Genomic DNA, 23174 nt, shown 5'->3' with positions numbered 1-23174 from the left:
CTAGCGAAGCCCAACCGCATCGACCTGACCTGAGCGGCAGTCGCTGCCTGCGGGGTCAGCGGCGAGCATAAGCGCGGCAAAATCGTCGGGGCCAGTGATGGCGCCGGTGAGATTGATTTGCAGTTCGGTGATCAGGGTACGGTTGCCGTCCTGGGCGCAATCGAGGCTGACACGGTCGCCCGTGCCGAGTCCGAAGGATGTGTCGAAAGCGGTGCGGATCTGATCGAGGGTCAGGCGCTTGCCGATGTTGGCGGCAAAGAGTTCGGCGACGCTGGAAGTATTGAGCGCCAGCATCAGGTCGAGCGCGTCGGCATAATATTCGCGTTGATCGGCGCCATAACAGGTGCCGTGCTTGATCCATTCGTGGCGATCGAGGCCGGAGAGGCTGCCGGGCATGACCATGTCGAGATCGCGGCGCAGCGCGATGGTCAGGTCCAATTGCGGCAGGTCGCGCCAGCGGCCGTCGCGGCTGGCCCAGAGATCGCGCTGGGAGACGTCGCAATATTCATTGTCACGCGGTTGCGGCCAGAGGCCGTGCAGGGTGAAATTGGTCGCCTCGAAGGCATTGGGGCGCTGATTGCGGCATTCGCGGATGTGCTCGGCGGTTTCGCAAAAGGCCGGTTGCCAGTTTACGGCGAGGACATATTGGGTGCCGCGGTAGGCTTGCGGAGCGGTGGGTGCGTCGTGCGCCGGAGCAAGAGCAACGTCCGTGGTGCCACAGGCGATCTCGACCCAGCGCCGGTCCGGTTCAGCGCCGGGCACCACAATCCAGAAATGGGTTGGCGGCGTCTTGTTGGCGGCGAGGAGGTCGTAAGTCTGGCCCGGCTCCAAGACGACATTGCCGGGATTGGTCTGGCGGCTGATCGACTGGAAAGCGGGGCAGGCCTCCAATGCTGAAAACCTGCCAGTGAGCGGGACTTCGCCATGGGCCGCCGGCATAAGCAGGAGAGCCATCGCCAGAATTGTCGTCAGTCGCTTCACGCGTTCCAATCCCCCCGAAATATTGGTTTTGCGGCGCTTCGGAACCGTGAGCCACACATTGTCGTTCTTTTGCCACAGCCAAAGGAGGCATGGAATGTCTGATCCGGATCGTGAAACCGTTATTGTTGACCGCGGCGGGAGCGGCGCTGGCGCCATTATCGGTGTGGTCGTTGTGGTGGCCCTTCTGGTCATCCTCTACCTGGTTTTCTTCAATGGTGACGGCAGCGGCGGTGGAACCGTCGATGTCGATGTGCCGGCCGTCAGCGTCGATGTGGCGCCGGACGGGCAGTAGACTGGTCTGATGGTTTTTAAGGAAAGGGCGCCCTTGGGCGCCCTTTCTCGTTATGCAGGCGATCAGAGCGTGATGCGGTAGATGCCGAAACCGAGCTCATCGGTTTCCCCGGTCGCTTCGATACTGACGGCGGTGACATCGGCCACCTTGTCGGCGGCCTTGGGGCCGGTAGCGAACAACACGGTGGTGTCGCCAATCGGGGCGAGCGACCAATTGCTATCGGCTTTTGGATTGATCGTGCCGTTTTCGATGATGAAACGCACGATGATGTCGCGATTGGTATCGGGGCCGATGAAGATGATGTTGGCGGCACCGGTGCCCGGGAATGAGCCGCCGCCGCCCGCGCGATAATTGTTCGAGGCGATGACGAACTTGGCTGCCGGGTCGATGGGAGCACCATCGAACATCAGATCGATGATGCGGTTGGCATCGGGATTGATCTCTTCCTTGCCATCCGAGGAATATTTGGAGGGCTGGGTGAGGTCGATCTTGTAGGTCACCCCGTCGATCACGTCGAAATTGTAGGAGGGGAAGTCAGGGTTGATGAGCGCGGCGTCGGTGGCGCCGGCCTCGACCTGATTGAAGATGCCGGCCGAACGTTCGAGCCAGTTTTTCACGTCAGCGCCGGTGATGACCAGAGCCTGGATGGTGTTGGGATAGAGGTAGAGGTCGGCCACGTTCTTGATGGCGACAGGGCCCACCGGAACGTCGGTGTAGTATTCCGGGCCGCCACGGCCACCGGCCTTGAAGGGGGCCGCAGCCGACAGGATCGGCAGGCTTTCCCATTCAGTGCCCTTCATCATCTGCTCGATGTACCAGGACTGGGCCTGGGAAACGATCTGCACGGATGGGTCGTCGGCGACGAGCGCGAAGTAGGAATGCAGCGGTGCTGCCGTTTCACCGACCGGGCGGCGGATGTAGTCGAGCGTTTCCTGGTGTTCGGCGGCCACGGCTTCTTCGACGGTAGCCACGGACTCGACCGTGGGGACGTTCTTGTTGTCGACGCGCTCGACGATGGGGCGCGCCTCGGATGTGTGCGAGGCGACAGTCCACTTGCCATCGGCATCGACTTCGAGGAGCAGGTCGACCAGACCCATATGCGAGCCCCAGAAGCCGGGCATGACGGCTGGCTTGCCATTGAGGGTGCCGGCGACCGTATCCACGCCCTCGATGCCCTCGTAGTTCGGGCCGGGGAAGACGAGGTGGTGGTGGCCGGTGAGGACCACATCGATACCCTCAACCGCTGCCAGCTGCAGCGAGGCATTTTCCATACCGGGGACATGTTCGCCGCCGGTGATGCCGGAGTGGGAGAGTGCCACGATGATGTCGACGCCTTCTTCGCGCATTTTCGGCACCCAGGCCTGGGCAGCCTCGACGATGTCGCGCACCACGACCTTGCCGGTGAGGTGGGTCGCGTCCCAGGTCAGGATCTGGGGCGGCAGGAAGCCGATGACGCCAATCTTGATGGTGTGCTTGGCGCCCGAGCCGTCGGTCAGTTCCTTATCGAAAATGCGGTAGGGCGAGAGGTAAGTGTCGTCATTGGTCGGGTCTTCGCCCAGCTCGGTACCGCGCACCAGATTGGCCGAAACCAGCGGGAAATTAGCGCCTTCGAGGGCGCGGTCGAGGAATTCCAGACCATAGTTGAATTCGTGATTGCCCAGGGTCGCGGCGTCATAGCCGAGCGTGTTGAGCGCGGCGACGGCGGGGTGGATGTCGCCCTGGTTGAGGCCCTTTTCATAGGCCATGTAGTCGCCCATGGGGTTGCCCTGGATCAGGTCGCCATTGTCAAAGAGCACGGCATTGCCGGCTTCGGCGCGGATTTCTTCGATGATCGCCGCGGTGCGCGCCAGGCCCATGGTGTCGTTGGGGGCGTCGGCATAATAGTCATAGGGCAGGATGGCGACGTGGATATCGGTCGTCTCGATGATGCGCAGATGCGCCTGATTGGCCTGGGCCATGACGGCGAACGGGTGCATTGCGACCATGGCACCGACGCTGGCCGAGCCGGCGAGGAAGCTGCGCCGGGATATGGATGGGAAGAAGTTCATGATCGTCTCCAAATGAAGTGCCGCTTGGCCGGGGGCGTGCTCCCGGCTGCCGGCTTTCGGCCGGTTCTTGGCGCTTCCCCGTCCACGGGGAGCATTGCCGCTCATGCCCCCCGGAGGTGACGCTGGCATGACGGCTGGGTGGTGACGCTATGAAGTTTTTACCGACTGGTCAATTTATGACAGTTTGATGACGGTGATGCGCTGTTATGCGCGCCGGACGGGGCGCACCCCCACCTAACCTCCCCCTGAAGAAGGGGGAGGGATGGATCGAGTTTGTCACAAGCGCTGGAGCCTGCACGATCTGCTCCTCCCCCTTCTTCAGGGGGAGGTTGGGAGGGGGTGGTCGCTTCAGGCCTGAACCAATTTTGGATCCACCAGGGCGCCCTTGTGGCCGATGACGATGCCGGCGGTGCGGTGAGCGGCTTCGGCGGCATCGCGGAGGGATTTGCCGTTGAGGCGGGCGGAGAGATAGGCGCCGTTAAAGCTGTCGCCTGCGCCGGTGGCGTCTACGACCTTGGCGCCGGCGGGCGGGGCGATGCGGACGCGCTCGGTGGCTGTGGCGATCAGGGCTTCCTTGCTGCCGTCCTTGACCACCACCTCCTCGACGCCGAGTTCAAGATAGCGGTCGGCGGTATCGTCTACCGTCTTGTCGCCAAAGAGCGGGGCCTCGTCGGTGTGGGTGGGCAGCACGATATCGCAGAGGCTGGCAGCGGCGGTGAGCACACCGGCCATGACGCGGGGTGAGGACCAGAGGGCGGGTCGGAGATTGGTGTCGAAGGCAATCTTTGCGCCATTGTCGCGCGCCTTGACGATGGCGCCGAGCAGGCGGCCGCGGGCGCGCGGAGCCAGGATCGCGAGAGTAATGCCGGAGAAATAGACCAGTTCGGCGCCTTCAACGGCCTTGGCGAGGGCAGTCTTGTCATCGGCCAACAGCTTGGCAGCCGAGGTGTCGCGCCAATAAGTGAAATGCCGGTCGCCCTTTTCCTGATGGATCATGTAGAGGCCGGGGCGACGATCGGGGATGGTCTGAATGTGACCGGTGCCGATATTGTTGTCGTCGAGAAAGGCACGAATGTCATTGGAGTAGCGGTCTTCGCCCAGCGCCGTGACATAATCGACAGACCAGTCCTTGCCGAGCAGGGCCCGCAAATACCAGGCGGAGTTGAGCGTGTCGCCGGCATAGCCGAGGCGGTAGGTGCGATCTTCGCCGCCGCTCATCTCGATCATGCATTCCCCGATTGAGACGATGCGTCTGGTCACGAGTGATTTCCTCCCAATATGCCATGCGGGTTATGCCGGTGCGGGCTTGCCCCGGCAAGGGCCTCACATTAAACAGGCTCCTACCGCGCGCGAAACTTCCATACAAGATGACTTGGGCGCGCCGATCCGGGAGACCATCGTGACCAGTCCGCGCCTCAGCCAGAGCACCCTTGCCAATCTTACCAGCGGTATCGCCGTTCCTGCCTATGACCGGGCCAAGGTGACGCCGGGGATCGTGCATCTGGGGATCGGGGCGTTCCACCGGGCACATATGGCGGTTTATGTCGATGACCTCCTGGGCAGTGATCCGAGCTGGGGGATTGTGGGGGCAAGTCTCAGGCGGCCCGACACAAAAGCGGCACTGGAGCCGCAGGACGGGCTTTACACGATTGCCGTGCGCGATGCGGGTGGTACGCACCCACGGGTGATCGGCTCGATCCTGTCGGTAATGGACGCAAACACGCAGCGCGAGGCCCTGCTGACACTGATGGCTGATCCGGCCATTCGCATTGTCTCGCTGACAGTGACCGAAAAGGGCTATTGCCACGACCCGGCAACGGGGGAACTGGATCAGCGGCACGCCGATATTGTGCATGACCTGGCCAATCCGGGTACACCGAAATCGGCGCCGGGCATGCTGGTGGAGGCGCTGGCGCGGCGCATGGCGGCAGGCGTGGCCCCGTTCACGGTGATGAGCTGCGACAACCTGCCCAACAATGGCGAGACCGCCAAGCGGATCGTCACCAAGTTTGCGGCGCTGCGGGATGCCGCGTTGGGCGAGTGGGTGGAAACGGTGGCGTTTCCCTCGACCATGGTGGATCGCATCGTGCCCTCGACAACCGATGCCGACAGGACGGAAGTGACCGGGCTGATCGGGGCAGAAGACGCTTGGCCGATCATGACCGAGCCGTTCACTCAATGGGTCATTGAGGATCATTTCCCATCGGGGCGTCCGGCCTTCGAGACGGTTGGTGCCCAATTGGTCAAAGATGTGGAACCGTTCGAGCATATGAAGCTTCGCATGCTCAATGGCTCGCATTCGACCATGGCCTATACTGGCTATCTGGGTGGTTATGAATATATCGCCGAAGTGATGGGCGACGCGGCCTATGTAAAGTTGATCCACGGGCTGATGACCGAGGAGGCCATGCCGACGCTCGACATGCCGGGGGTGGACCTTGGGGCCTATCGGGATCAATTGCTGGAGCGGTTCCGCAATCCGGCGCTGAAGCATCGCACATGGCAGATTGCGATGGACGGCAGCCAGAAGTTGCCGCAGCGCCTGCTGGGGACGATCCGCGACCGGCTCAAGGCGGGGCAGGGGATCGAGCGGCTGGCGCTCGGGGTCGCGGCCTGGATGCGCTATGTGACCGGCGTGGCCGAGGATGGCAGCGAAATCGACGTGCGCGATCCCCATGCACTCAAGATGATGGCCATTGCCGCCGATGCCGGGGATGACGCGGAAGCACTGTTCGAGGGACTGGTGGGGCTGAGCGAGGTGTTTGGCTCGGATCTGGCGGACAATTCGGTTTTCCGCACAGCAGTGGTAGGCCATCTGGAGAGCCTGTTTGACGAAGGCGCGCGGGCGACAGTGGCGAAGGTTGCTCAATAACAGGAGGCTGCGTTCCTGACGCGCCCGACCCTCGATCTCTCCCCTCGTGGGAAGGGATAGAGGATGGGGGCGCCTTGCCATGGAACGAGTTCCCCCGCGCTGCACTTACTGCTAGCGTCCAACGTGAATCTGAAAGGCGGCGGCGATGAAGTGGCAGGGTCGGGAGCGCAGCTCCAATATTGAGGATCGGCGCGGACAGCGGGGCGGTGGCGGCCTTGGTGGTCTGGGCGGCCTCGGCGGCAATCGCGGCGGATTTCGCATTCCGACCGGCGGTCGCGGTTCGCGCGGCGGCATTTCGAGCCTGATCGGGATAGTGGTGGTGCTGGGCATCATCTGGTTCGCGACAGGGCAGAACCCGCTCGATATGCTGACCGGCGGGTCGAGCGTGGGACCCAGCTCGAGCGCGACGTCGACCCAGCTGCCTGCCGAGGGCGAGGATGAGCTGGCCGATTTTGTCGGCGTCGTGATCAAGGAAACCGAAGACCTGTGGAACGAGCAGTTCGCTGCTATTGGCGAGGATTATCCCGAGCCTGTCGTGGTGCTGTTTTCGGGTCAGGTGAATTCGGGCTGTGGCGTTGCGGATGCCGCAACCGGGCCGTTCTACTGCCCGGGGGACAGCAAGGTTTACATAGACCTCAGCTTCTACGACCAGCTGCATCGTCAATTCGGGGCGCCGGGCGACTTCGCGCAGGCCTATGTGTTGGCGCATGAGGTGGGTCATCACATCCAGAACCTGACTGGCGTGCTCCCCGACTTCAACCAGCGCCGTCAGTCGATGAGCCAGGAAGAGGCCAATGCTTATTCGGTGCGGGTCGAATTGCAGGCCGATTGCTATGCCGGGGTCTGGGCCAACTATGCGGGGCAGCAGAACCTGCTCGACAGTGGCGATGTCGAGGAAGCGCTGAACGCGGCCAACCAGATCGGCGACGACACGCTGCAAAAGCGCATGCAGGGCTTTGCCGTGCCCAAGACCTTCAACCATGGCACATCGGCGCAGCGCAAGGCATGGTTCGAGCGCGGTTTCACCTCCGGCAATCCTGGCGATTGCGATACTTTTTCGGGAAATATCTAGCGGGTAAGTGACCACAACCCGGACATGATGTAGGGCTGCCCTGGCAAACAGGGCGGCCCTTTTCATGACCATTCCGAAGATCCTGCATTTCACCTGGAAGACCAAGACGCTGACCAGGTTTGCCCAGAAAATCTGGGATGACTGGGCGCGGACACATCCTGATTGGGAAATGCGGCTCTGGGACGATGCCGATATCCGGGCACTGGTGGCGGACCACTATCCTGCGCATCTGGCGACTTTCGACGGCTATCCCTCGGGCATTTTTCGTGCGGATGCGTTTCGCTTTTTCGTGCTCCACAAGTTCGGTGGCGTTTATGCCGATCTCGACGTGGTGCCCAAGGGGCGGATCGACCGGCTATGCAAGGAAAGCGCCTGCTTTGTTGGGGCAGAGCCGGAAATCCATGTTGAGGAGAATGACGGGCGCTATCGGGGCATGCCGTTCGTTCTGTGCAATGCCTTCATGGGGTCCGAACCGGGGCATCCCTTCTGGCAGAGATGTCTTGACGCCATGGCGCGGTGCTCGGCGAGTTCGGATGTGGTGGATGCGACGGGGCCGCGCTTCGTCCATGGCGTGGCCATGTGTGCGCCCAAGACCGAACGGCCCGATGCGTTACTGCCGAACCTGTGGAGCCCATTGTCGGGCTGGGGCAGGCATTGCCCGACTTCAGAGGCCTATGCCGACGCCGTGGCCGCAGAATGCCGCGTGATTGGCCGGGGCGAACCGGCGCTAGTGTCACATTTGTGGCGCAACAGCTGGTTCATGCCGGTGTTCTACAAGGGGCCGCAGTTCTGGAAGCTGCCCAACAAGCTACAGTGGTGGTGGCGCGCACGGCGCAATCCCGCGCTTTCGGGGACGGTCTTTCCAGCGCCAAGCCGGAGCTATGCCGATCAGCGCATCGCGGTGCCCGCAGAATTGCCGAATTTGCACCTGGCGGTCGACCTGACCCACGGCCAAGCCGTGATGCCTGTGCTGGATAGGCTCTCCTATCCCGCGGATAAGTTGACCATTGCGACCTATGGCGGCGAGGCGCCAGGCGAGCCTGCGGCAAGGCACAATGCCATGCTGGCTGCCAGCCAAGGGAAGGGGCATTGCGTGCTGGTCGATGGGCGGCTCACGTCCATTCCGCCGGGCGTGCTGGAGGCCATGGTCGGCTGCGGCCGGGATGTGGTGACGGTGGATGTCGTCGGAGTGGATGGCGCGGATCGTAATGACGCGACGTTGCTCTACAATGCCGATATCTTCAAGGCGCTCTATCGTGCGGGCGCGCGGGAGCATGCCGTGGCGCTGCAAGCGAGCCGGAACGCACTGCCGCTACTGGATTTCCGCTATCTCAATGTCACGCCGATGACCGTGGTCGGCACGGACCTGCTGCTGGTGCGGGAACAGGTTGTAGCGGCGGGTGTGCGCTTTGCCGAGACGCCGTACAAATATCACCGTGGCGCGGGTGGCTTTGCGCTCATGGCGCGGGACAGGGGCTTCGAAGTCGCGGCGCTGCCCAGTGTGACGGTAGTTACAGAACGGATTTGAGTGGGCCGTCGGGGTGGCAAAACGGGCAGCGCGATGATCGCGCCGCCCGTGAAGCTATCAATAAACGGTCGGTTTAAAGGTTCAGCCGAAATCAGGCGGCTGCGCCGGGGGCCACATATTCGGGCTTTTCGGCCAGGCCTTTCTGCTTGCGCACCTGGTTGAGAAAGCGCGTGAACAGATAGTGGCTGTCCTTGGGGCCGGGGCTGGCTTCGGGGTGGTACTGCACCGAAAAGATCGGCTTGCCGTCCACGGCAAGGCCGGCATTGGAGCCGTCAAAGAGCGAGATATGGGTCTGGGTGACGCCAGCGGGCAGACTCTCGGCGTCCACGGCAAAACCGTGGTTCATCGAGGTGATCTCGACCTTGCCGGTCGTCAGATCCTTGACCGGATGATTGGCGCCGTGATGGCCCTGGTGCATCTTGGAGGTAGTGCCGCCGAGCGCCAGACCCATCAATTGGTGCCCAAGGCAAATGCCGAACATAGGCTTGCCGGTTTCCATCAGTTTCTGGATGGTGGGCACGGCATATTTGCCGGTCGCGGCCGGATCGCCGGGGCCGTTGGACAGGAAGATGGCATCGGGATTGTGGGCCAGCACATCGGCAGCCGATGCAGTGGCCGGAACAACGGTGACCTTGGCACCCTGATCGGCGAGGCAACGCAGGATGTTGCGCTTGGCGCCGAAATCGATGGCGACGACGTGGAAGTCCGGGTTTTCGAGCTTGCCATAGCCCTTATCCCACTGCCAGCCGGTCTGATCCCAGTGATAGGTCTGGGCGGTGGTGACTTCCTTGGCGAGGTCGAGGCCCTCAAGGCCGGGGAAGGCGTTCAGTTCGGCCATGATCGAGCCTTCGTCGAAGACGCCGGTCGGCTCATGGGCAATGACGCCATTGGGCATGCCGTTTTCGCGGATGCGGGCGGTGAGGGCGCGGGTGTCAATGCCGGCGATGCCCACGATATTGCGCTTCTTGAGCCAGGCATCGAGCTTTTCGGCGGCGCGGTAGTTGGACGGATTGGTGATGTCGGCCTTGAGCACGACGCCACGCACGCCCGACAGGGCCGCCATATTCACCGTCTCGATGTCTTCATCATTGGTGCCGACATTGCCGATGTGCGGGAAAGTGAAGGTGATGATCTGTCCTGCGTAGGACGGGTCAGTCAGCACTTCCTGATAGCCGGTCATGGCGGTGTTAAAGCAAACCTCGCCGGCGGCGTGGCCGATTGCGCCGAGACCGAAGCCTTCAAGGCGGGTGCCATCTGCCAGGATCAGAACTGCGGTCGCGGGAGTTTGCTGCCAGCCGGTCACTTTGGGTCTCCAAGCTCAGATGTTGAGGCGCGCGCAGTGAGAGCGGTGGCGGAGGGCCTGCCCAAGCGCGCGATGATGATGTCGGTTGAGGGGTCCTCATAGAAGGCCAAGGCGGCTAGCGCAAGTGGCGCAAGGCGCGTTTGTTGCCTATATGGGGGCAAGAATTTGCGGAACAAGGAGCCGGAACGGACATGCGCGACGACATCAGCGAAGGGCTCAAGCAGGCGCTCAAGGCCCGGGATCAGCGCCGCACGGCCACCCTGCGGTCGATCAATGCCGCCATCAAGGATCGCGATATTGCCAATCGTGGGGACGGCAAGGGGCTAGCCACCAATGACGAAATTTTGTCGATCATCCAGAAGATGGTGAAGCAGCGCGAGGAGAGCTTTGCCATTTATGCACAGGCCGGGCGCGCCGACCTCGCCACGGTGGAAAAGGAAGAGATCGATATTCTCAATGAGTTCCTGCCCAAGGGGCTGAGCGAGGATGAGGTGACGGCCGCCATTACGGCAGCGATTGCTGCGACCGGCGCGGAAGGCCCCAAGGACATGGGCAAGGTGATCGGCCAGCTCAAAGCCGACTATCCGGGGCGAATCGATTTCGGCAAAGTCAGCGGCCAGGTGCGGGCGGCGCTCAGTGCCTGAGCCGGGTCAGGCAACCAGCCGGATCGGGGCGGCGTGTACCTGGTTCCGTCCGGCTTCCTTGGCCTTGTAGAGCGCGGCGTCGGCGCGACTGAGCACTGACGAAAAGGGCTCATTGATCCCGCCGGTAGCCATGCCGGCGCTGACCGTGGCGATTTCGGCAACCTCGCCGATGGGCAATTGCAGCTCGGCAAAGGCCTTGCGGACGCGCTCGGCTGCGGCACGGGCCGTCTCCCAGTCGCGACCCGGAAGGATGGCGCAGAATTCTTCGCCGCCCAGACGCGCGATGATGTCACTGTGGCGCAGGCCGCTGCGCAGGACATCGGCAAATTGCTGCAGGACCTTGTCGCCATGGGCGTGCCCGTGGCGGTCGTTGATCTGCTTGAAATGGTCGAGATCGAACATGATCACGGCAAGGCCAGTGATCACGTCATCATCCCGGAAACGCTGGAACAGGGCGCGGCGATTGAGCACGCCGGTCAGCGCATCGGTATTGGCCTCGAGGTGGTGGCGGCGAGCGGCGCGGGCATGGTGCAGGGTGAGGGTGATGGCGCCTATACCGGTCAGGCCCACCAGCGCCAGAATGGAATTTATATACTCGGCCAAATTGTTGGGCGGACCATCAAGAACCCAGGCTCCATCGACGAGCAGCACCAGGGCGCAGCTCATAAAGGACGCGGACACCAGCATATAGAGGGCTGCATTGGCAATCATGGCCAGTCGACCTTCGCGACGACTGCGCCAGAATTCCAGACCGCACAGCAGCAGGAACAGCGCCACCGAAGCATTGAGCAGCATGGTGCCAAGGCCGGTGAGTCCGACCAGGAGCGCGGCAGATGTAGCCGCAATCGTGGCAAGGGCCAGAAGCAGCGAGGGACCAGACTGTTTTTTGTTGAACAGACGCGAGCCGGACAGCACGAAGGCGAAGCCGGCGAGCATGACGGCGAAGGTGACGAGCTGATAGGGCACTGAGTATGTGCCATTGCGCAGGCTGAGGGCGGCGACGGCTGCAACGATCAGGCCAATGCCGGCCGCGCCGTGGATGAGGTAAGTTTCGGCGCGCGAGTTGAGCCAGCCGATAACGAGCGCCAACACCAGGGAGGCACCTGAAAAAGCAATACCGATGAGCAGCGAAGTGTTGTCGATCATATGACTGCCACCACGGGCCGGTTTGGCCGGGTCGAAGTGACCTCTTAACGCGGAAGCGGCCAAGAGACCCTTACCCAGTTTGAGGCAAATGCCTCGATGGTGACTGAATGCTTACCCGGAAGCTGCTATTGCGCGGGAACGCCGACGGGCATGGGCGGGCCGGAATTTGCCTGCTGTTCCCAAAGCCCGGACCAGATGGCGATGATCGTGGCCAAAGTCAGCGAAACGGCACCGATCAGGGGCAGATATTGATAGCCCATGCCCGCGTCAAGCAGTCCGGCACCCAGGATTGCGCCGACTGCGATGCCGATATTGAAGCCGGCGGGAATCAGTGCCGAAGTCAGGTTCGGCGCGTCGGCCGCCCACATCAGCATGCGCGATTGCAGGGGTGAACCGAAGGCGAAGGTAGCGCCTCCCCACAGAGTTACGGCAACGAACATGGGCAGAGCATGGGGACTGGCGAAGAACAGGCTGACAAAGAGCGCCACCTGGAGGCTGAGAATGGTGATCAGCGAGGGCATCAGCCGCCAATCGGCAAGCCGCCCGCCAATAAAGACCCCAATGGTGGCGCCGACGCCATAGAGCAGCAGGATAGCCGGGATGGCTTCAGCGCCAAGGCCGGTGACGGTCAGCAGCAGCGGCGCGATATAGGTGAAGAGGCTGTATTGGCCAATCATGACCAGGATGGCGATGGAAAAGCCCAGATAGACCTGTTGCCGCCCGAGAGCCGCAAATTCGCGCCGGAAGCTGCCCTGGCTGGCGGAGGCGCCGGCATTGGCTGGTAGCACTGCTGCAATAACCAGTGAGGCCAGGAGACCCAGAATGCCGACGGCCCAGAAGGTGGCGCGCCAGCCAAAGGCCGTGCCGATCGCGGTGCCGCCGGGGACGCCCAGCACATTGGAGACGGTGAGGCCCGAAAGAATCAGCGCCATGGCAAAGCCGCGCCGGTCCGCGGGGGCGATACTGGTGGCGATGACGAAGGCAATGCCGAAATAGGCGCCATGCAGCACCGAGACGAATATCCGGGCGAGCAGCAGCAGCTCGAAATTGGGAGCAATGGCGCACAGAACTTGACCCAGTGTGAAGCCGATGCCGAGCAGGAGAACCAGCAGCTTGCGGTTCATCTTCTTGGTGAGGACCGCCAGGGCCGGGCCGCCTATGGCAATGCCGATGGCATAGCCCGAAACCAGATAGCCGGCCACCGGGATGGAAACGCCGATCCCCAGCGCCACATCAGGCAGCACGCCAGCGATGACGAACTCGGCGGTGCCAAAGGTAAAGGCAGCCAGAAACAGGGCAAAGAGTGGCAGGGACATGGGGTGAAGAACCTCAAGGGGGCAGGCTGGCTCATTTCATGGCGGCGCGTCCCGCACAATCCACAATTTGCCCGGATCATTTTAGAAAATCTATAGCGCATAGGCGCTTGGGCAATTCTGCGGGGCGCGCTAGGCTGGGTGCAGTGGATTGGGGTGTGGCATGCCGCACGGGGAGGCAGTAAATGGCGATTTCATCTGAAACCAGAAAGCGTTTTGCGCTTGCAACGGCACTGCGTGGGCTGCTGATGCTGCTCGCCGGGCTCTATGCGGTGATCTGGCCGGCGGAGGCGTTGACCGTTCTGGTGCTGCTGGGCGGGATATTGCTGGTGATTGACGGCGCGCTTGGCCTGTGGAGCCTGACCTTTGGCGGTGGCAAATCGGGCAACTACTGGTTCGATGTGATCGCCAATGCGGCTTCGCTGATTTTTGGGTTGCTGATCCTGATCAGTCCATGGCTGGCAACGCTGTTCACCGTCACCGTCATTTCAGTGATGGTCGGGTTGGCGGCGGTGTTCGTTGGGGGCATGCAGGTGACCGTGGTTGTGCGCGAGCGCGAGAGCTATGCGCGAATCTGGCCGGTTGTGCTCTCCGGCCTATCCTATGTCCTGCTCGGGTTGCTGTTCCTGCTGTTTCCGCTGTTCTCTGCGGCGGTGGGCGTTGTGATTGGCGGCATATTGCTGATCATCTTTGCCATCGGGCTATTCGGCTGGGCCTGGCGCCTCTATCAGGCCAGCAAGGCCTGAACCCAAGGATCGGGACGACCAGCATGACACATATATCCGCGCCAGGGCGTTGGACCGCCGAGCGCGCCAATGGGTGGTACGCAAACCTGCCTTGGCTGGTGGGTGCCAATTTCGTGCCCTCAACGGCTTCCAACCAGCTCGAGATGTGGCAGGTCGAGACGTTCGATGCACAGGTAATTGAGCGTGAACTGGGCTGGGCCGCCGAGTTGGGCATGAACACAATGCGGGTGTTTCTGCATGATCTGTTGTGGGCCGAGGACGCAGACGGGTTTCGCGAGCGCGTCGACCGCTATCTCGATATTGCGGCGGGCAAGGGTATCAGCACGATGCTGGTGCTGTTCGACTCGGTGTGGAACCCCGACGTGGCGCTGGGGCCGCAGCCGGAGCCGCGCCCGGGCGTGCACAATTCGCAATGGGTGCAAGGGCCGGGGCGGGCGCTGGCAGACCGGGGGCAATGGGGCCGGTTGCGGGACTATGTCGAGGGCATTGTCGGCGCCTTTGCCGATGACGAGCGCGTCCTGGTGTGGGATGTCTGGAACGAGCCGAGCAATCTCAATGGCGGGCGGTTTGCCGAGCCGGACAACAAGCGGGAGCTGGTTTCAGAGCTGTTGCCGCAGGTGTTTGAGTGGGCGCGGGCGGCTGGGCCGAGCCAGCCGCTGACTTCGGGCGTGTGGTCGGGCAAGACGCTCTATGATGACCCCCATGCCCGCATCCAGATCGAGAATTCCGACGTCATCAGCTTCCACGATTACCAGACACCAGAGAGGTTTGAGGCGAAACTGCTGGACTTGCCGCGCGACCGCCCCTTGTTCCTGACCGAATTCATGGCCCGCACACCGGGCAGCACTTTTGCGGGTATCCTGCCAATCGCCAAGCGCGAGAAAATTGCGTCATATTGCTGGGGGCTGGTCGCCGGGCGCTCGCAGACGCTTTATCCCTGGGATAGCTGGACCGTGTCCTATGTCGACAATCCACCCCACCCATGGTTCCACGACGTCTTCCACACTGATGGGACCCCCTATCGGGCCGACGAGGTGGCACTGGTCAGACAGGTGATGGGGCGCGATTAGCGGTAGGTCACTGCGACGCCCGCCACGGTGTCGTCCCGCCGCAGGATTTCGGCGTCTTCGGGCAGATTGATCTCGATCTGAGCGTTGGTCATCCATTCGGGCTCGAGATCGACTTCCGCGAGGACAGAGACAAAACTGGCCGCTTCATAGGGAACCTGCTCGCCCTGCGGGACGAGGGCCGCCTGCATGTTGTCGGGCGTGTCGCCACAGGTGCGCGTGAAGGTCACGAGGTCAAGCAGCCCGTCGGGGGACGGCAGGCGCTGGATCTCGGTGATCGAGCAGGTGGGCACCATGTCACTTACGACCCACAAGGTCGTGCCAATGGCCAAAGCCGGGCCCAGGGTAAGCGCCAGCAGGACCGGAAACGGCATCTTGGTCTTGGGCATGGTTGTGGAAAACTCTCTCGTGGTGACTTGGTGCGGAGCAGGTTTCTCGCATGCGCATCCGATTGCACCGAAAACCGCGTCGCACTTTTCGGTCAGATGCTTTAGATAACACAAATGCGCTTTACCGATACGTTTCTGGATGAAATCCGCCAGCGCCTGCCGATAACGCAGGTGGTGGGCGAGCACGTCCTTTGGGACAAGCGCAAGAGCCAGCCGGGCAAGGGCGACATGTGGGCCTGCTGCCCGTTTCATGCCGAAAAGAGCCCGAGCTTCCATGCCGACGATCGGCGCGGAATTTATCATTGCTTCGGATGCGGCGCGAGCGGCGACCACTTCCGGTTCCTGACCGAGAAAGCCGGAATGAGCTTTCCCGAGGCGGTGGAAAAATTGGCGGGCATGGCGGGTGTACCCATGCCGGCGCGCGACGAGCGGACCGAAAAGCGCGAAGCGGCGCAGCGGACGCTGATCGATGTGATGGAACTGGCCACGAAGTATTTCGAGGCGGCGCTGGCGCACAATATCGGGGCGCGGGCGCGGGGTTACCTGTTCGAGCGCGGCGTATCGCCAGCCAGTCAGGCGCGGTTCCGGGTCGGCTTTGCGCCCGACAGCCGCAATGGCCTCAAGGAGCATCTGGCGGGCAATGGGGTGTCGGCACAGGCGATGATCGACACAGGCCTCGTGACCAGCCGCGACGATGATCCGCTGACCTATGACCGATTCCGCAATCGGGTGATGTTCCCGATTACCGATTTTCGGGGCCGGGTGATTGCCTTTGGTGGGCGGGCGCTTTCGGCGGACGTGCCGGCGAAATATCTCAATTCGCCCGAGACCCAACTCTTTTCCAAGCGACAGACGCTCTACAATGGCTTTACCGCCAAAACTGCCGCGCGCGATGGCGCCAGCGTGGTGGTGGTCGAGGGGTATCTGGATGTGATCGCGGCGGTGTCGGCGGGGTTCGAGGGCACGGTGGCACCACTCGGAACGGCACTGACCGAGGAGCATATCCAGCTGCTTTGGCGGATGAGCGACAATCCGGTGTTGTGCTTTGACGGCGACAAGGCGGGCCTGAAGGCGGCCGAACGGGCCGCAGACCTGATCATGCCGCATCTCAAGCCCGGCAAGAGCGTTCGGATCGCGACGCTGCCCGATGGGCAGGACCCCGACGACCTGATCAAGGCGCAGGGGCGTGGCGCCTTCGCCGAGGTGATCGAGAAGGCGCGCAGCCTGTCCGACATGGTCTGGAGTTTTGAAACCGGCGGGCTGGTGCCCGAGGCTCCCGAGGAGCGCGCGGCCCTCCAGGCGCGGTTGCGCGAGCGCGCTAATGCCATTCAGGATTCCACTGTTCGTTTCCACTACCAGCAGGCCTTCGACGAAAAGCTGAAGGCGTTTTTTGCGCCGTTGCGGCAGGGCGGACGGGACAGCTGGCAGCGCGGCGGCAAGCCTGCCTATGGGCAGAGCGGTGCATATGGCTATCCCGGGCGTGGAACTCCGCGGCTGGTTGTTTCGGACACCTTGCGCAATTCCCGGCTATTGCGAACGGGGGCCGTGGCCGACGCCAGCCCCCGCGAGGCCACGATTGTGCTGACACTGGTCAATCATCCGGCCCTGGTCGAAGACCAGTTCGAAATGCTCGCGGCGCTCGATTGCGAAACGCCGGTGGCGCAGAAGGTGCTGGGCGACATTCTGGCGCTGGCGGTGCGACACCACGACATTTCGGCTGATGACATGCGCGCGGCCCTTGGAGCGCGCGGACACGGGCCGACGCTGGCGCGGATGACCGAGATATTGAGCCGGCAGGGCGTGTGGCAGGTGGGTGCGGAAACCGCCCTGGTCGACGCTGAGACCGGATTAAGCCATGCGCTGGCCTTGCATAACAAGAAAGTTCAGCTAAATAGGGAACTGAAGGCAGCCGAAGCAGCGCTGGGCGAAGACCCGAGCGAAGAAACCTTTGAAAGGCTGCGAGACATCAAGAACCAGATTACCACTGTCGATGGCACTGAGGCATTGATCGAAGGATTTGGTTCGCTATCTGGCCGCGCAACTCGCAGTTTTTGAGGGGGAACCCGAGAGGCTGGCGATGCTGCGCGATTTTGCGTTGTGACGAATCACCGTCATGATCCCCGATAGCGAACTAATTTCACTTGGGGCGTTAACGCTCCAGTGAACCAACCTTTACCTTGTCTTGAGTTGTCACCACCTATGACACAGCCGGGACCATCCGCCCATGGGTCCCGAGGAGTACCAGATGGCCACCAAGGCAGCGAACAAAACCAGCAAGGAAACCGAGAAGCCGGAAACCGGCGCCCCGGAAACTTCCAACGACAGCCCGTTGATCGATCAAAACGATGCGGCCGTCAAAAAGCTGATCAAGGTCGCCAAAAAGCGCGGCTATGTGACGTATGAAGAACTGAACGCCGTTCTGCCTGCGGACGAGACCAGCTCCGAGCAGATCGAAGACTTCATGTCGATGTTCTCGGAAATGGGCATCAATGTGGTCGACGAAGACGAGGTCGAAGAGACCGAAGTCGAGAAGGACGAAGAGGACGCCGGCCAGGAAGTCGCGACCTCGACCGGCACCGCCGTCGCCAATACCTCCAATACCAAGTCCGGTTCGGACCGAACCGACGACCCGGTGCGCATGTATCTGCGCGAGATGGGTTCGGTGGAACTGCTCAGCCGCGAGGGCGAAATCGCCATCGCCAAGCGTATCGAGGCCGGTCGCGAGACCATGATCGAAGGCCTGTGCGAAAGCCCGCTGACCTTCCAGGCCATCATCATCTGGCGCGAGCAGCTGGCGCAGGGCGAAATCCTGCTGCGCGACATTATCGACCTCGAAGCAACCTATGCCGGTCCCGACGCCAAGCAGGCGGCGCCCGAGGTGCATGTTGCTCCGCCCAAGCCCGAACCCGAGATGGCCAAGCCCGCCCCCAAGGCGGCGCCGAAGCGTGCATCGAGCGGCGATGACGACGACTATGTGCCTGAAGAGCCCGAGGCGCCCAAGGACCCGCAAGAGGACGAGGACGACGACGAGTTCGAAAACGCCCTGTCGCTTTCGGCCATGGAAGCCGAGCTCAAGCCGCAGGTCGTGGAGACCTTCGACCGCATCGCCGATGCCTATGGGCAGATGCGCGAAATGCAGGATCGTCATGCCGAGGATCGCACCGCAGCGGTTTCGGACGCCGAGGTGGACCGTCTCAATGCGCTGCGCGCCGAAGTCATTGCCGATGTGAAATCGCTATCGCTCAACAATGGCCGTATCGAAAGCCTGGTCGAGCAGCTCTACGACATCAACAAGCGCCTGGTACGCCTGGAAGGCCGCTTGCTGCGCCTGGCCGAGAGCTATGGCGTCAAGCGCGAGAACTTCCTCGAGAACTATTATGGCCGCGAACTGGACCCGAGCTGGGAATGGTCGCTGGAGAGCTTTGACGGCAAGGGCTGGGCGGAATTTGCGCGCCGCGAAACAGACACCATCGCCGACATCCGCAACGACATAGCCACGATTGCCACCGAAGCCGGGCTCGATATCGGTGAATATCGCCGCATCGTGCACAAGGTGCAGAAGGGCGAGCGCGAAGCCGCCATCGCCAAGAAGGAAATGGTGGAAGCCAACCTTCGTCTCGTGATCTCGATTGCCAAGAAATACACCAACCGCGGGTTGCAGTTCCTGGACCTGATCCAGGAAGGCAATATCGGTCTGATGAAGGCGGTCGACAAATTCGAGTACCGTCGCGGCTACAAGTTCTCGACCTATGCCACCTGGTGGATTCGCCAGGCGATCACCCGCTCGATTGCAGATCAGGCGCGCACCATCCGAATTCCGGTGCATATGATCGAGACAATCAACAAGATCGTTCGCACCAGCCGCCAGATGCTGCACGAAATCGGCCGTGAGCCGACGCCGGAGGAACTCTCCGAAAAGCTGCAGATGCCGCTCGACAAGGTGCGAAAGGTCCTCAAGATCGCCAAGGAGCCGATCTCGCTCGAAACGCCGATTGGCGACGAGGAAGACAGCAACCTGGGCGATTTCATTCAGGACGTGAATGCGATCCAGCCGATCGATGCGGCGATCCAGTCCAACCTGCGCGAGACCACGACGCGCGTCCTGGCGAGCCTGACCCCGCGCGAAGAACGCGTGCTGCGCATGCGCTTTGGTATCGGCATGAACACCGACCATACGCTTGAGGAAGTGGGCCAGCAGTTCTCGGTGACCCGCGAACGCATTCGACAGATCGAGGCCAAGGCCTTGCGCAAGCTCAAGCACCCGAGCCGGAGCCGCAAGCTGCGGAGCTTCCTGGACAATTAGGAGTAGCCGATGGCTACTTCTCGTCTCACGCTGACCTCTCTTCGCGCCATCATCCCGTTCAAGCTGGTGGTGACGTTTTCGGATGGGACCTTTGGCACGTTCAATGCGGCGCCGATGCTGGCCGAGCGGGGCGAGGGGACCGAACCCCTGCGGGATCGGGCCTATTTTGCCAAGGTTGATCTGGTCAATGGCAAGCCGATCTGGCCAAACTACTTTGACATCTCGCCGCTTTGGTTGCAGGAGGAGATGGACAAAAACGGTGCGCTGGAACGTCCCCGGCCCATACGCAGAACAAGACCTTAAGGAGGCCCCACCATGTCATTCCTGAAAAAGCTGTTTGGTGGCGGTGCAGCCAAGTCCGAACCAGCCGGCGATACTGTGATGGGCGAGGAAAGCTACAAGGGGTTTTCCATCAAGGCCATCGAGATGAAGGCGGGCGGCGAATTGCAGCTGGCAGGCATCATCGAGAAGGACATTGGCGGCGAGATCAAGACTTATCGCTACATCCGCGCCGAACGCATGAGTTCGCGCGAGGATTTGGTGGCGCTGGCGCTGAGCAAGGGCCGGCAGATAATCGACGAGCAGGGCGAGCAGATTTACCGCTAGCTCTCGTTTGACCCAAAATGAAGTGACGACCGCGAGCCACAAGGCTCGCGGTTTCCTGTTTGAAAGGACGCCAGAATGGCCAAGAAGCCCACCGCCCGCACTGAATTCGTGATGTTCGATATTGTCTATGAAGACGGCTCGCAGCGCTCAAATCGCAAGGTCGAGGCCAGCCTGCTCGGCGGGCTTGATGGCGACGAACCTGCGCGCGCTGCCATCGAGGAGCAAGATCGGCTGATTTCGGAAAAGTCGGGCCAACCGCCGCTGGAAATCAAGTCGATCAAGCGCAGCGGGAAGTAGGCGATGGCCCCCGAAAACCTGCAGCTGGGCAGGGATGTGGGGGTGCCGCAGCGTCCTGAGGATGCGGTGCTTGACCCTGTGCCCAATCCGCATCCAGACGTGAATTACGTCGCGCGCTATGTCGCGCCCGAGTTCACCTCCCTCTGCCCGGTCACCGGCCAGCCCGACTTCGCCCATCTGGTCATCGACTATGTGCCGGACCAATTTCTGGTCGAGAGCAAATCGCTCAAGCTGTTCCTGACATCTTTCCGCGATCACGGTGCCTTCCACGAGGGTTGCACCATCGATATTGCCAAGCGGATTGTCGAAACCATCAAGCCGCGCTGGCTGCGCATTGGCGGCTACTGGTACCCGCGCGGGGGCATCCCCATTGACGTGTTCTGGCAGACTGGTGCTCCACCGGCCGACGTGTGGCTTCCCGACCAGGGTGTGCCGCCCTATCGCGGGCGCGGTTAGATCACGTCACCGTTTCGTTGAAACGCTGAACCGCAAAACCGGGACCCCTTTTGCTGAAAACGCTCTAATCCAGCATGTCTGGTGGGCTGCGAGGGTCGTAGCGCTGTGGCGCGTTGCGCTGTGAAACGCGGAAGAAGGGGACGACGAAGGCCAATCCGGCCAGGCAGATCAGCAGAGCCTCGGCTTCGCCCGTCATGGCAAAGATGATGATCGGCGTGCCGACGAAGAAGGCCGCCGCAATGGCCATGATCACTTTGACCACCCGTGCGCGACCAGGCGAATAGCCGCTGGTAAAGGTGATGTTGCTTGCGGCGCCGCTCGCCACCAGCCTCTGATGGAAATCGGCCTTGAAGCGGTAATAATGCTGGGTCTGGTCCGCATCGGGGGTTCCCCCGGCGTCGGTATTGAGGATACGCAGGCGTTTGCCGTCGCGAAAGCGAATGATCATCTGCGTCATGTACCCCACCCTGGGTATGGCGTTCAGCAGCAGGTTGACGTCTACAATACTGGAGTAGGGGTAGGACACCGTGCCGCCGTTCCGCCCGACGACCAATGCGTCCGGCCCGGCCGTGACGCCCTTATCCTTGAGGCGCAGCACGAAGTTGGCACTGGTGACATAGAGGGGGTGATTGACTCCCATATACCCAAGCGGTTCTGCATTTGTCATCTGCGCTGCCCTCGCTAGATGATGCAGTCAAGCAGAAGTTGTGGAGCCCGTCACCTGACTTTGCGCCCTATGTGACGGGGCCCTTTTCAGCGCGTGGCGGGATCAGACATTGCTGTCGCTGGGGGTGTAGGCCCAAGGTGAGGCGGGGTTCGGTGCTGGCTGGGGTGCCTTCGCTTCGGCCTGGCGATGGATCTCGGCGACAAGGGCAGGGTCCAGCTTGAGCTTGATGGCGAGGACTTCTAGATAGGCCTGCTCGGCTGCGGTATCGGCGCTGATGGCGACCAGCGAGGCGGCGTAGATCTCGGCGGCGTGCTCGGGCGTGTCGGCGCGGGCGACAACCGCATTGACGTCAAGCGGGGTCGATAGCTCGTCAAATACCCAGGCCTTTTCCTCGGCGGAGAGCGGCATGGTTTTTAGACGCTCAAAGATCGCTTCCTTTTCTTCCGCATCAATGCGGCCGTCGGCCTTGGCGGCCGCAATCATGGCGCGCACCAGAGTCTTGCCCAGTTCTTCCTGGCCGCTGGCGTCCGCAGGCGCTGGAATGAAGGCATCCTCGGCCGGCATTGGCGGCGGGTTGGCCTGTCCCTGCTGATGGTTCTGCCAGGCCTTGTAGGCGAGGCCACCAACGGCGGCCAGTGCGCCCGCCCTGGCGGCATTGCCCAACAACTTGCCCGGCTTGCCCCCCGAGAGCAGCATGCCGACAGCTAGGCCGGCTGCGCCGGTCATTGCGGTGCGCTGCACGTTCTGGTCGGTTTGCAGGGACTTGAGGATTTGGTCGATGTTGAACACGGCGGCTCCCTTCCGAATTTCTGGGTAGATGGGTATGGGGCCGGCTCTTGGCAACGGTGCGCACCAATTTGTCGCGGTATCTCACACACCAAAAAGGCCCCGGGGGTGACCGGGGCCTTAGGATCCTGGAGGGAGGGCCAGGATCGGGGGTAGCTGGACCGATTAGTTCGTGGGCGCAGCGGGTTCAGCAACCGGAGCAGCTTCGGTTTCGGCCGGGGCAGCAGCCGGCTCGGTAGCCGGGGCGGCCTCAGTCATCGGAGCGGCATCAGTAGCCGGAGCCTCAACGGCGGGAGCCGGAGCGGTTTCAACGGCCGGTGCTTCGGTCATTGGGGCCGGAGCCATTGCCGGGTCGGTTACCGGGGATTCAACGACCGGGCTGCCGTTCACGTCGACTGTGGTCGAAGGACCGGAATTGGCCGAGAACACCAGATAGCCAATGGCCAGAAGGGCCAGGGCAACGATGATACCGACGAACCAGCCGGTGCCATTGCTCTCACGGGTATAGACGGTACGGTTGCCGTCACGGGTGTAAACAGTATCGCGTTCGGGGGTAGCCATCATGTGCTCCTTTGGTTTCACGCTGGCAAATAAACGCGGTCTCCGAGCACTGAGTTCCCGAAGTTGTGAAAGAGCCCAAAATATCCGGCGGACTTGG

At 62.1% G+C, this 23174-nt stretch carries 23 protein-coding genes; 13 read left to right on the top strand and 10 right to left on the bottom strand.

Going from position 1 to position 23174, the window contains the following annotated elements; all coding sequences use genetic code 11:
* Window positions 1-981 (bottom strand): ribonuclease T2 family protein, encoded by a 981-nt coding sequence (locus NIM87_RS09885; protein WP_254674492.1) that lies wholly within the window; start codon window positions 979-981, stop codon window positions 1-3.
* 94 nt (window positions 982-1075) lie between these two features.
* Here NIM87_RS09885 and NIM87_RS09880 point away from each other — a divergent pair, with 94 nt between their 5' ends.
* Entirely contained in the window at window positions 1076-1273 is a 198-nt protein-coding gene (locus tag NIM87_RS09880) for a hypothetical protein (protein ID WP_254674491.1), read from the top strand.
* 62 nt (window positions 1274-1335) lie between these two features.
* Here the strand turns inward: NIM87_RS09880 and NIM87_RS09875 are convergent, their stop codons facing one another.
* Window positions 1336-3324, bottom strand: coding sequence for a bifunctional 2',3'-cyclic-nucleotide 2'-phosphodiesterase/3'-nucleotidase (locus NIM87_RS09875; RefSeq protein ID WP_408640068.1), 1989 nt, complete (start codon window positions 3322-3324; stop codon window positions 1336-1338).
* Window positions 3325-3669: 345 nt separating this feature from the next.
* Window positions 3670-4581: a sugar kinase gene (locus NIM87_RS09870; protein ID WP_254674489.1), complete on the bottom strand. Its 912-nt coding sequence runs from the start codon at window positions 4579-4581 to the stop codon at window positions 3670-3672.
* Between the two features lie 139 nt (window positions 4582-4720).
* Here NIM87_RS09870 and NIM87_RS09865 point away from each other — a divergent pair, with 139 nt between their 5' ends.
* From NIM87_RS09865 to NIM87_RS09855, 3 genes are all read left to right on the top strand, one after another.
* On the top strand, window positions 4721-6193 hold the full coding sequence (locus NIM87_RS09865) for a mannitol dehydrogenase family protein (RefSeq protein ID WP_408640064.1): 1473 nt from the start codon (window positions 4721-4723) through the stop codon (window positions 6191-6193).
* A 145-nt stretch (window positions 6194-6338) separates the two neighbouring features.
* Window positions 6339-7265: a KPN_02809 family neutral zinc metallopeptidase gene (gene ypfJ, locus NIM87_RS09860; protein ID WP_254674488.1), complete on the top strand. Its 927-nt coding sequence runs from the start codon at window positions 6339-6341 to the stop codon at window positions 7263-7265.
* A 64-nt stretch (window positions 7266-7329) separates the two neighbouring features.
* Window positions 7330-8793 carry a glycosyltransferase family 32 protein gene (locus tag NIM87_RS09855; protein ID WP_254674487.1) on the top strand — a complete coding sequence of 488 codons (1464 nt, stop codon included), beginning with the start codon at window positions 7330-7332 and terminating at the stop codon, window positions 8791-8793.
* A gap of 91 nt (window positions 8794-8884) precedes the next feature.
* Here NIM87_RS09855 and carA read toward each other — a convergent pair whose 3' ends face one another.
* Window positions 8885-10096: a glutamine-hydrolyzing carbamoyl-phosphate synthase small subunit gene (gene carA / locus NIM87_RS09850; RefSeq protein ID WP_254674486.1), complete on the bottom strand. Its 1212-nt coding sequence runs from the start codon at window positions 10094-10096 to the stop codon at window positions 8885-8887.
* Window positions 10097-10287: 191 nt separating this feature from the next.
* On the opposite strand from carA, the gene NIM87_RS09845 reads away from it, so the two are divergent.
* Window positions 10288-10740, top strand: a complete 453-nt coding sequence (locus tag NIM87_RS09845; protein WP_254674485.1) for a GatB/YqeY domain-containing protein — start codon at window positions 10288-10290, stop codon at window positions 10738-10740.
* A 6-nt stretch (window positions 10741-10746) separates the two neighbouring features.
* Here the strand turns inward: NIM87_RS09845 and NIM87_RS09840 are convergent, their stop codons facing one another.
* A complete protein-coding gene (locus NIM87_RS09840; RefSeq protein ID WP_254674484.1) occupies window positions 10747-11886 on the bottom strand; it encodes a GGDEF domain-containing protein in 1140 nt (379 codons plus the stop codon).
* Between the two features lie 125 nt (window positions 11887-12011).
* A complete protein-coding gene (locus NIM87_RS09835) occupies window positions 12012-13202 on the bottom strand; it encodes an MFS transporter (RefSeq protein WP_254674483.1) in 1191 nt (396 codons plus the stop codon).
* Window positions 13203-13384: 182 nt separating this feature from the next.
* Between NIM87_RS09835 and NIM87_RS09830 the strand changes: the two genes are divergently transcribed.
* Together NIM87_RS09830 and NIM87_RS09825 are read left to right on the top strand one after the other, a co-directional pair.
* Complete coding sequence (locus NIM87_RS09830) at window positions 13385-13945, top strand: DUF308 domain-containing protein (protein WP_254674482.1); 561 nt, start codon at window positions 13385-13387, stop codon at window positions 13943-13945.
* Window positions 13946-13968: 23 nt separating this feature from the next.
* Complete coding sequence (locus NIM87_RS09825) at window positions 13969-15015, top strand: cellulase family glycosylhydrolase (protein ID WP_254674481.1); 1047 nt, start codon at window positions 13969-13971, stop codon at window positions 15013-15015.
* Here NIM87_RS09825 and NIM87_RS09820 read toward each other — a convergent pair.
* Window positions 15012-15401, bottom strand: a complete 390-nt coding sequence (locus NIM87_RS09820; protein WP_254674480.1) for a hypothetical protein — start codon at window positions 15399-15401, stop codon at window positions 15012-15014. The two genes, NIM87_RS09825 and NIM87_RS09820, sit on opposite strands and share 4 nt — an antisense overlap.
* 114 nt (window positions 15402-15515) lie before the next feature.
* Here NIM87_RS09820 and dnaG point away from each other — a divergent pair, with 114 nt between their 5' ends.
* From dnaG to queF, 6 genes are all read left to right on the top strand, one after another.
* Window positions 15516-17456 (top strand): DNA primase, encoded by a 1941-nt coding sequence (gene dnaG, locus NIM87_RS09815; RefSeq protein WP_254674479.1) that lies wholly within the window; start codon window positions 15516-15518, stop codon window positions 17454-17456.
* Between the two features lie 190 nt (window positions 17457-17646).
* Complete coding sequence (gene rpoD, locus NIM87_RS09810) at window positions 17647-19704, top strand: RNA polymerase sigma factor RpoD (protein ID WP_254674478.1); 2058 nt, start codon at window positions 17647-17649, stop codon at window positions 19702-19704.
* A 9-nt stretch (window positions 19705-19713) separates the two neighbouring features.
* Window positions 19714-20007: a DUF2442 domain-containing protein gene (locus NIM87_RS09805; protein WP_254674477.1), complete on the top strand. Its 294-nt coding sequence runs from the start codon at window positions 19714-19716 to the stop codon at window positions 20005-20007.
* A gap of 12 nt (window positions 20008-20019) precedes the next feature.
* The gene (locus tag NIM87_RS09800; protein WP_254674476.1) at window positions 20020-20310 is read left to right on the top strand and encodes an HlyU family transcriptional regulator; all 291 of its coding nucleotides are present in this window, start codon (window positions 20020-20022) and stop codon (window positions 20308-20310) included.
* Between the two features lie 75 nt (window positions 20311-20385).
* Entirely contained in the window at window positions 20386-20607 is a 222-nt protein-coding gene (locus tag NIM87_RS09795) for a hypothetical protein (protein WP_254674475.1), read from the top strand.
* A 3-nt stretch (window positions 20608-20610) separates the two neighbouring features.
* A complete protein-coding gene (gene queF, locus NIM87_RS09790) occupies window positions 20611-21063 on the top strand; it encodes a preQ(1) synthase (RefSeq protein ID WP_254674474.1) in 453 nt (150 codons plus the stop codon).
* Between the two features lie 64 nt (window positions 21064-21127).
* Here queF and NIM87_RS09785 read toward each other — a convergent pair whose 3' ends face one another.
* From NIM87_RS09785 to NIM87_RS09775, 3 genes are all read right to left on the bottom strand, one after another.
* On the bottom strand, window positions 21128-21730 hold the full coding sequence (locus NIM87_RS09785; RefSeq protein ID WP_254674473.1) for a hypothetical protein: 603 nt from the start codon (window positions 21728-21730) through the stop codon (window positions 21128-21130).
* 102 nt (window positions 21731-21832) lie between these two features.
* Complete coding sequence (locus NIM87_RS09780) at window positions 21833-22519, bottom strand: tellurite resistance TerB family protein (protein ID WP_254674472.1); 687 nt, start codon at window positions 22517-22519, stop codon at window positions 21833-21835.
* Between the two features lie 162 nt (window positions 22520-22681).
* On the bottom strand, window positions 22682-23077 hold the full coding sequence (locus NIM87_RS09775; RefSeq protein WP_254674471.1) for a hypothetical protein: 396 nt from the start codon (window positions 23075-23077) through the stop codon (window positions 22682-22684).
* Between the last annotated feature and the right edge of the window lie 97 nt (window positions 23078-23174).

This window comes from Devosia ureilytica, assembly GCF_024273195.1.
In the GTDB taxonomy this organism is placed as follows: Bacteria; Pseudomonadota; Alphaproteobacteria; order Rhizobiales; family Devosiaceae; genus Devosia; species Devosia ureilytica.
This window is presented reverse-complemented; position numbering and strand designations above follow the sequence as displayed.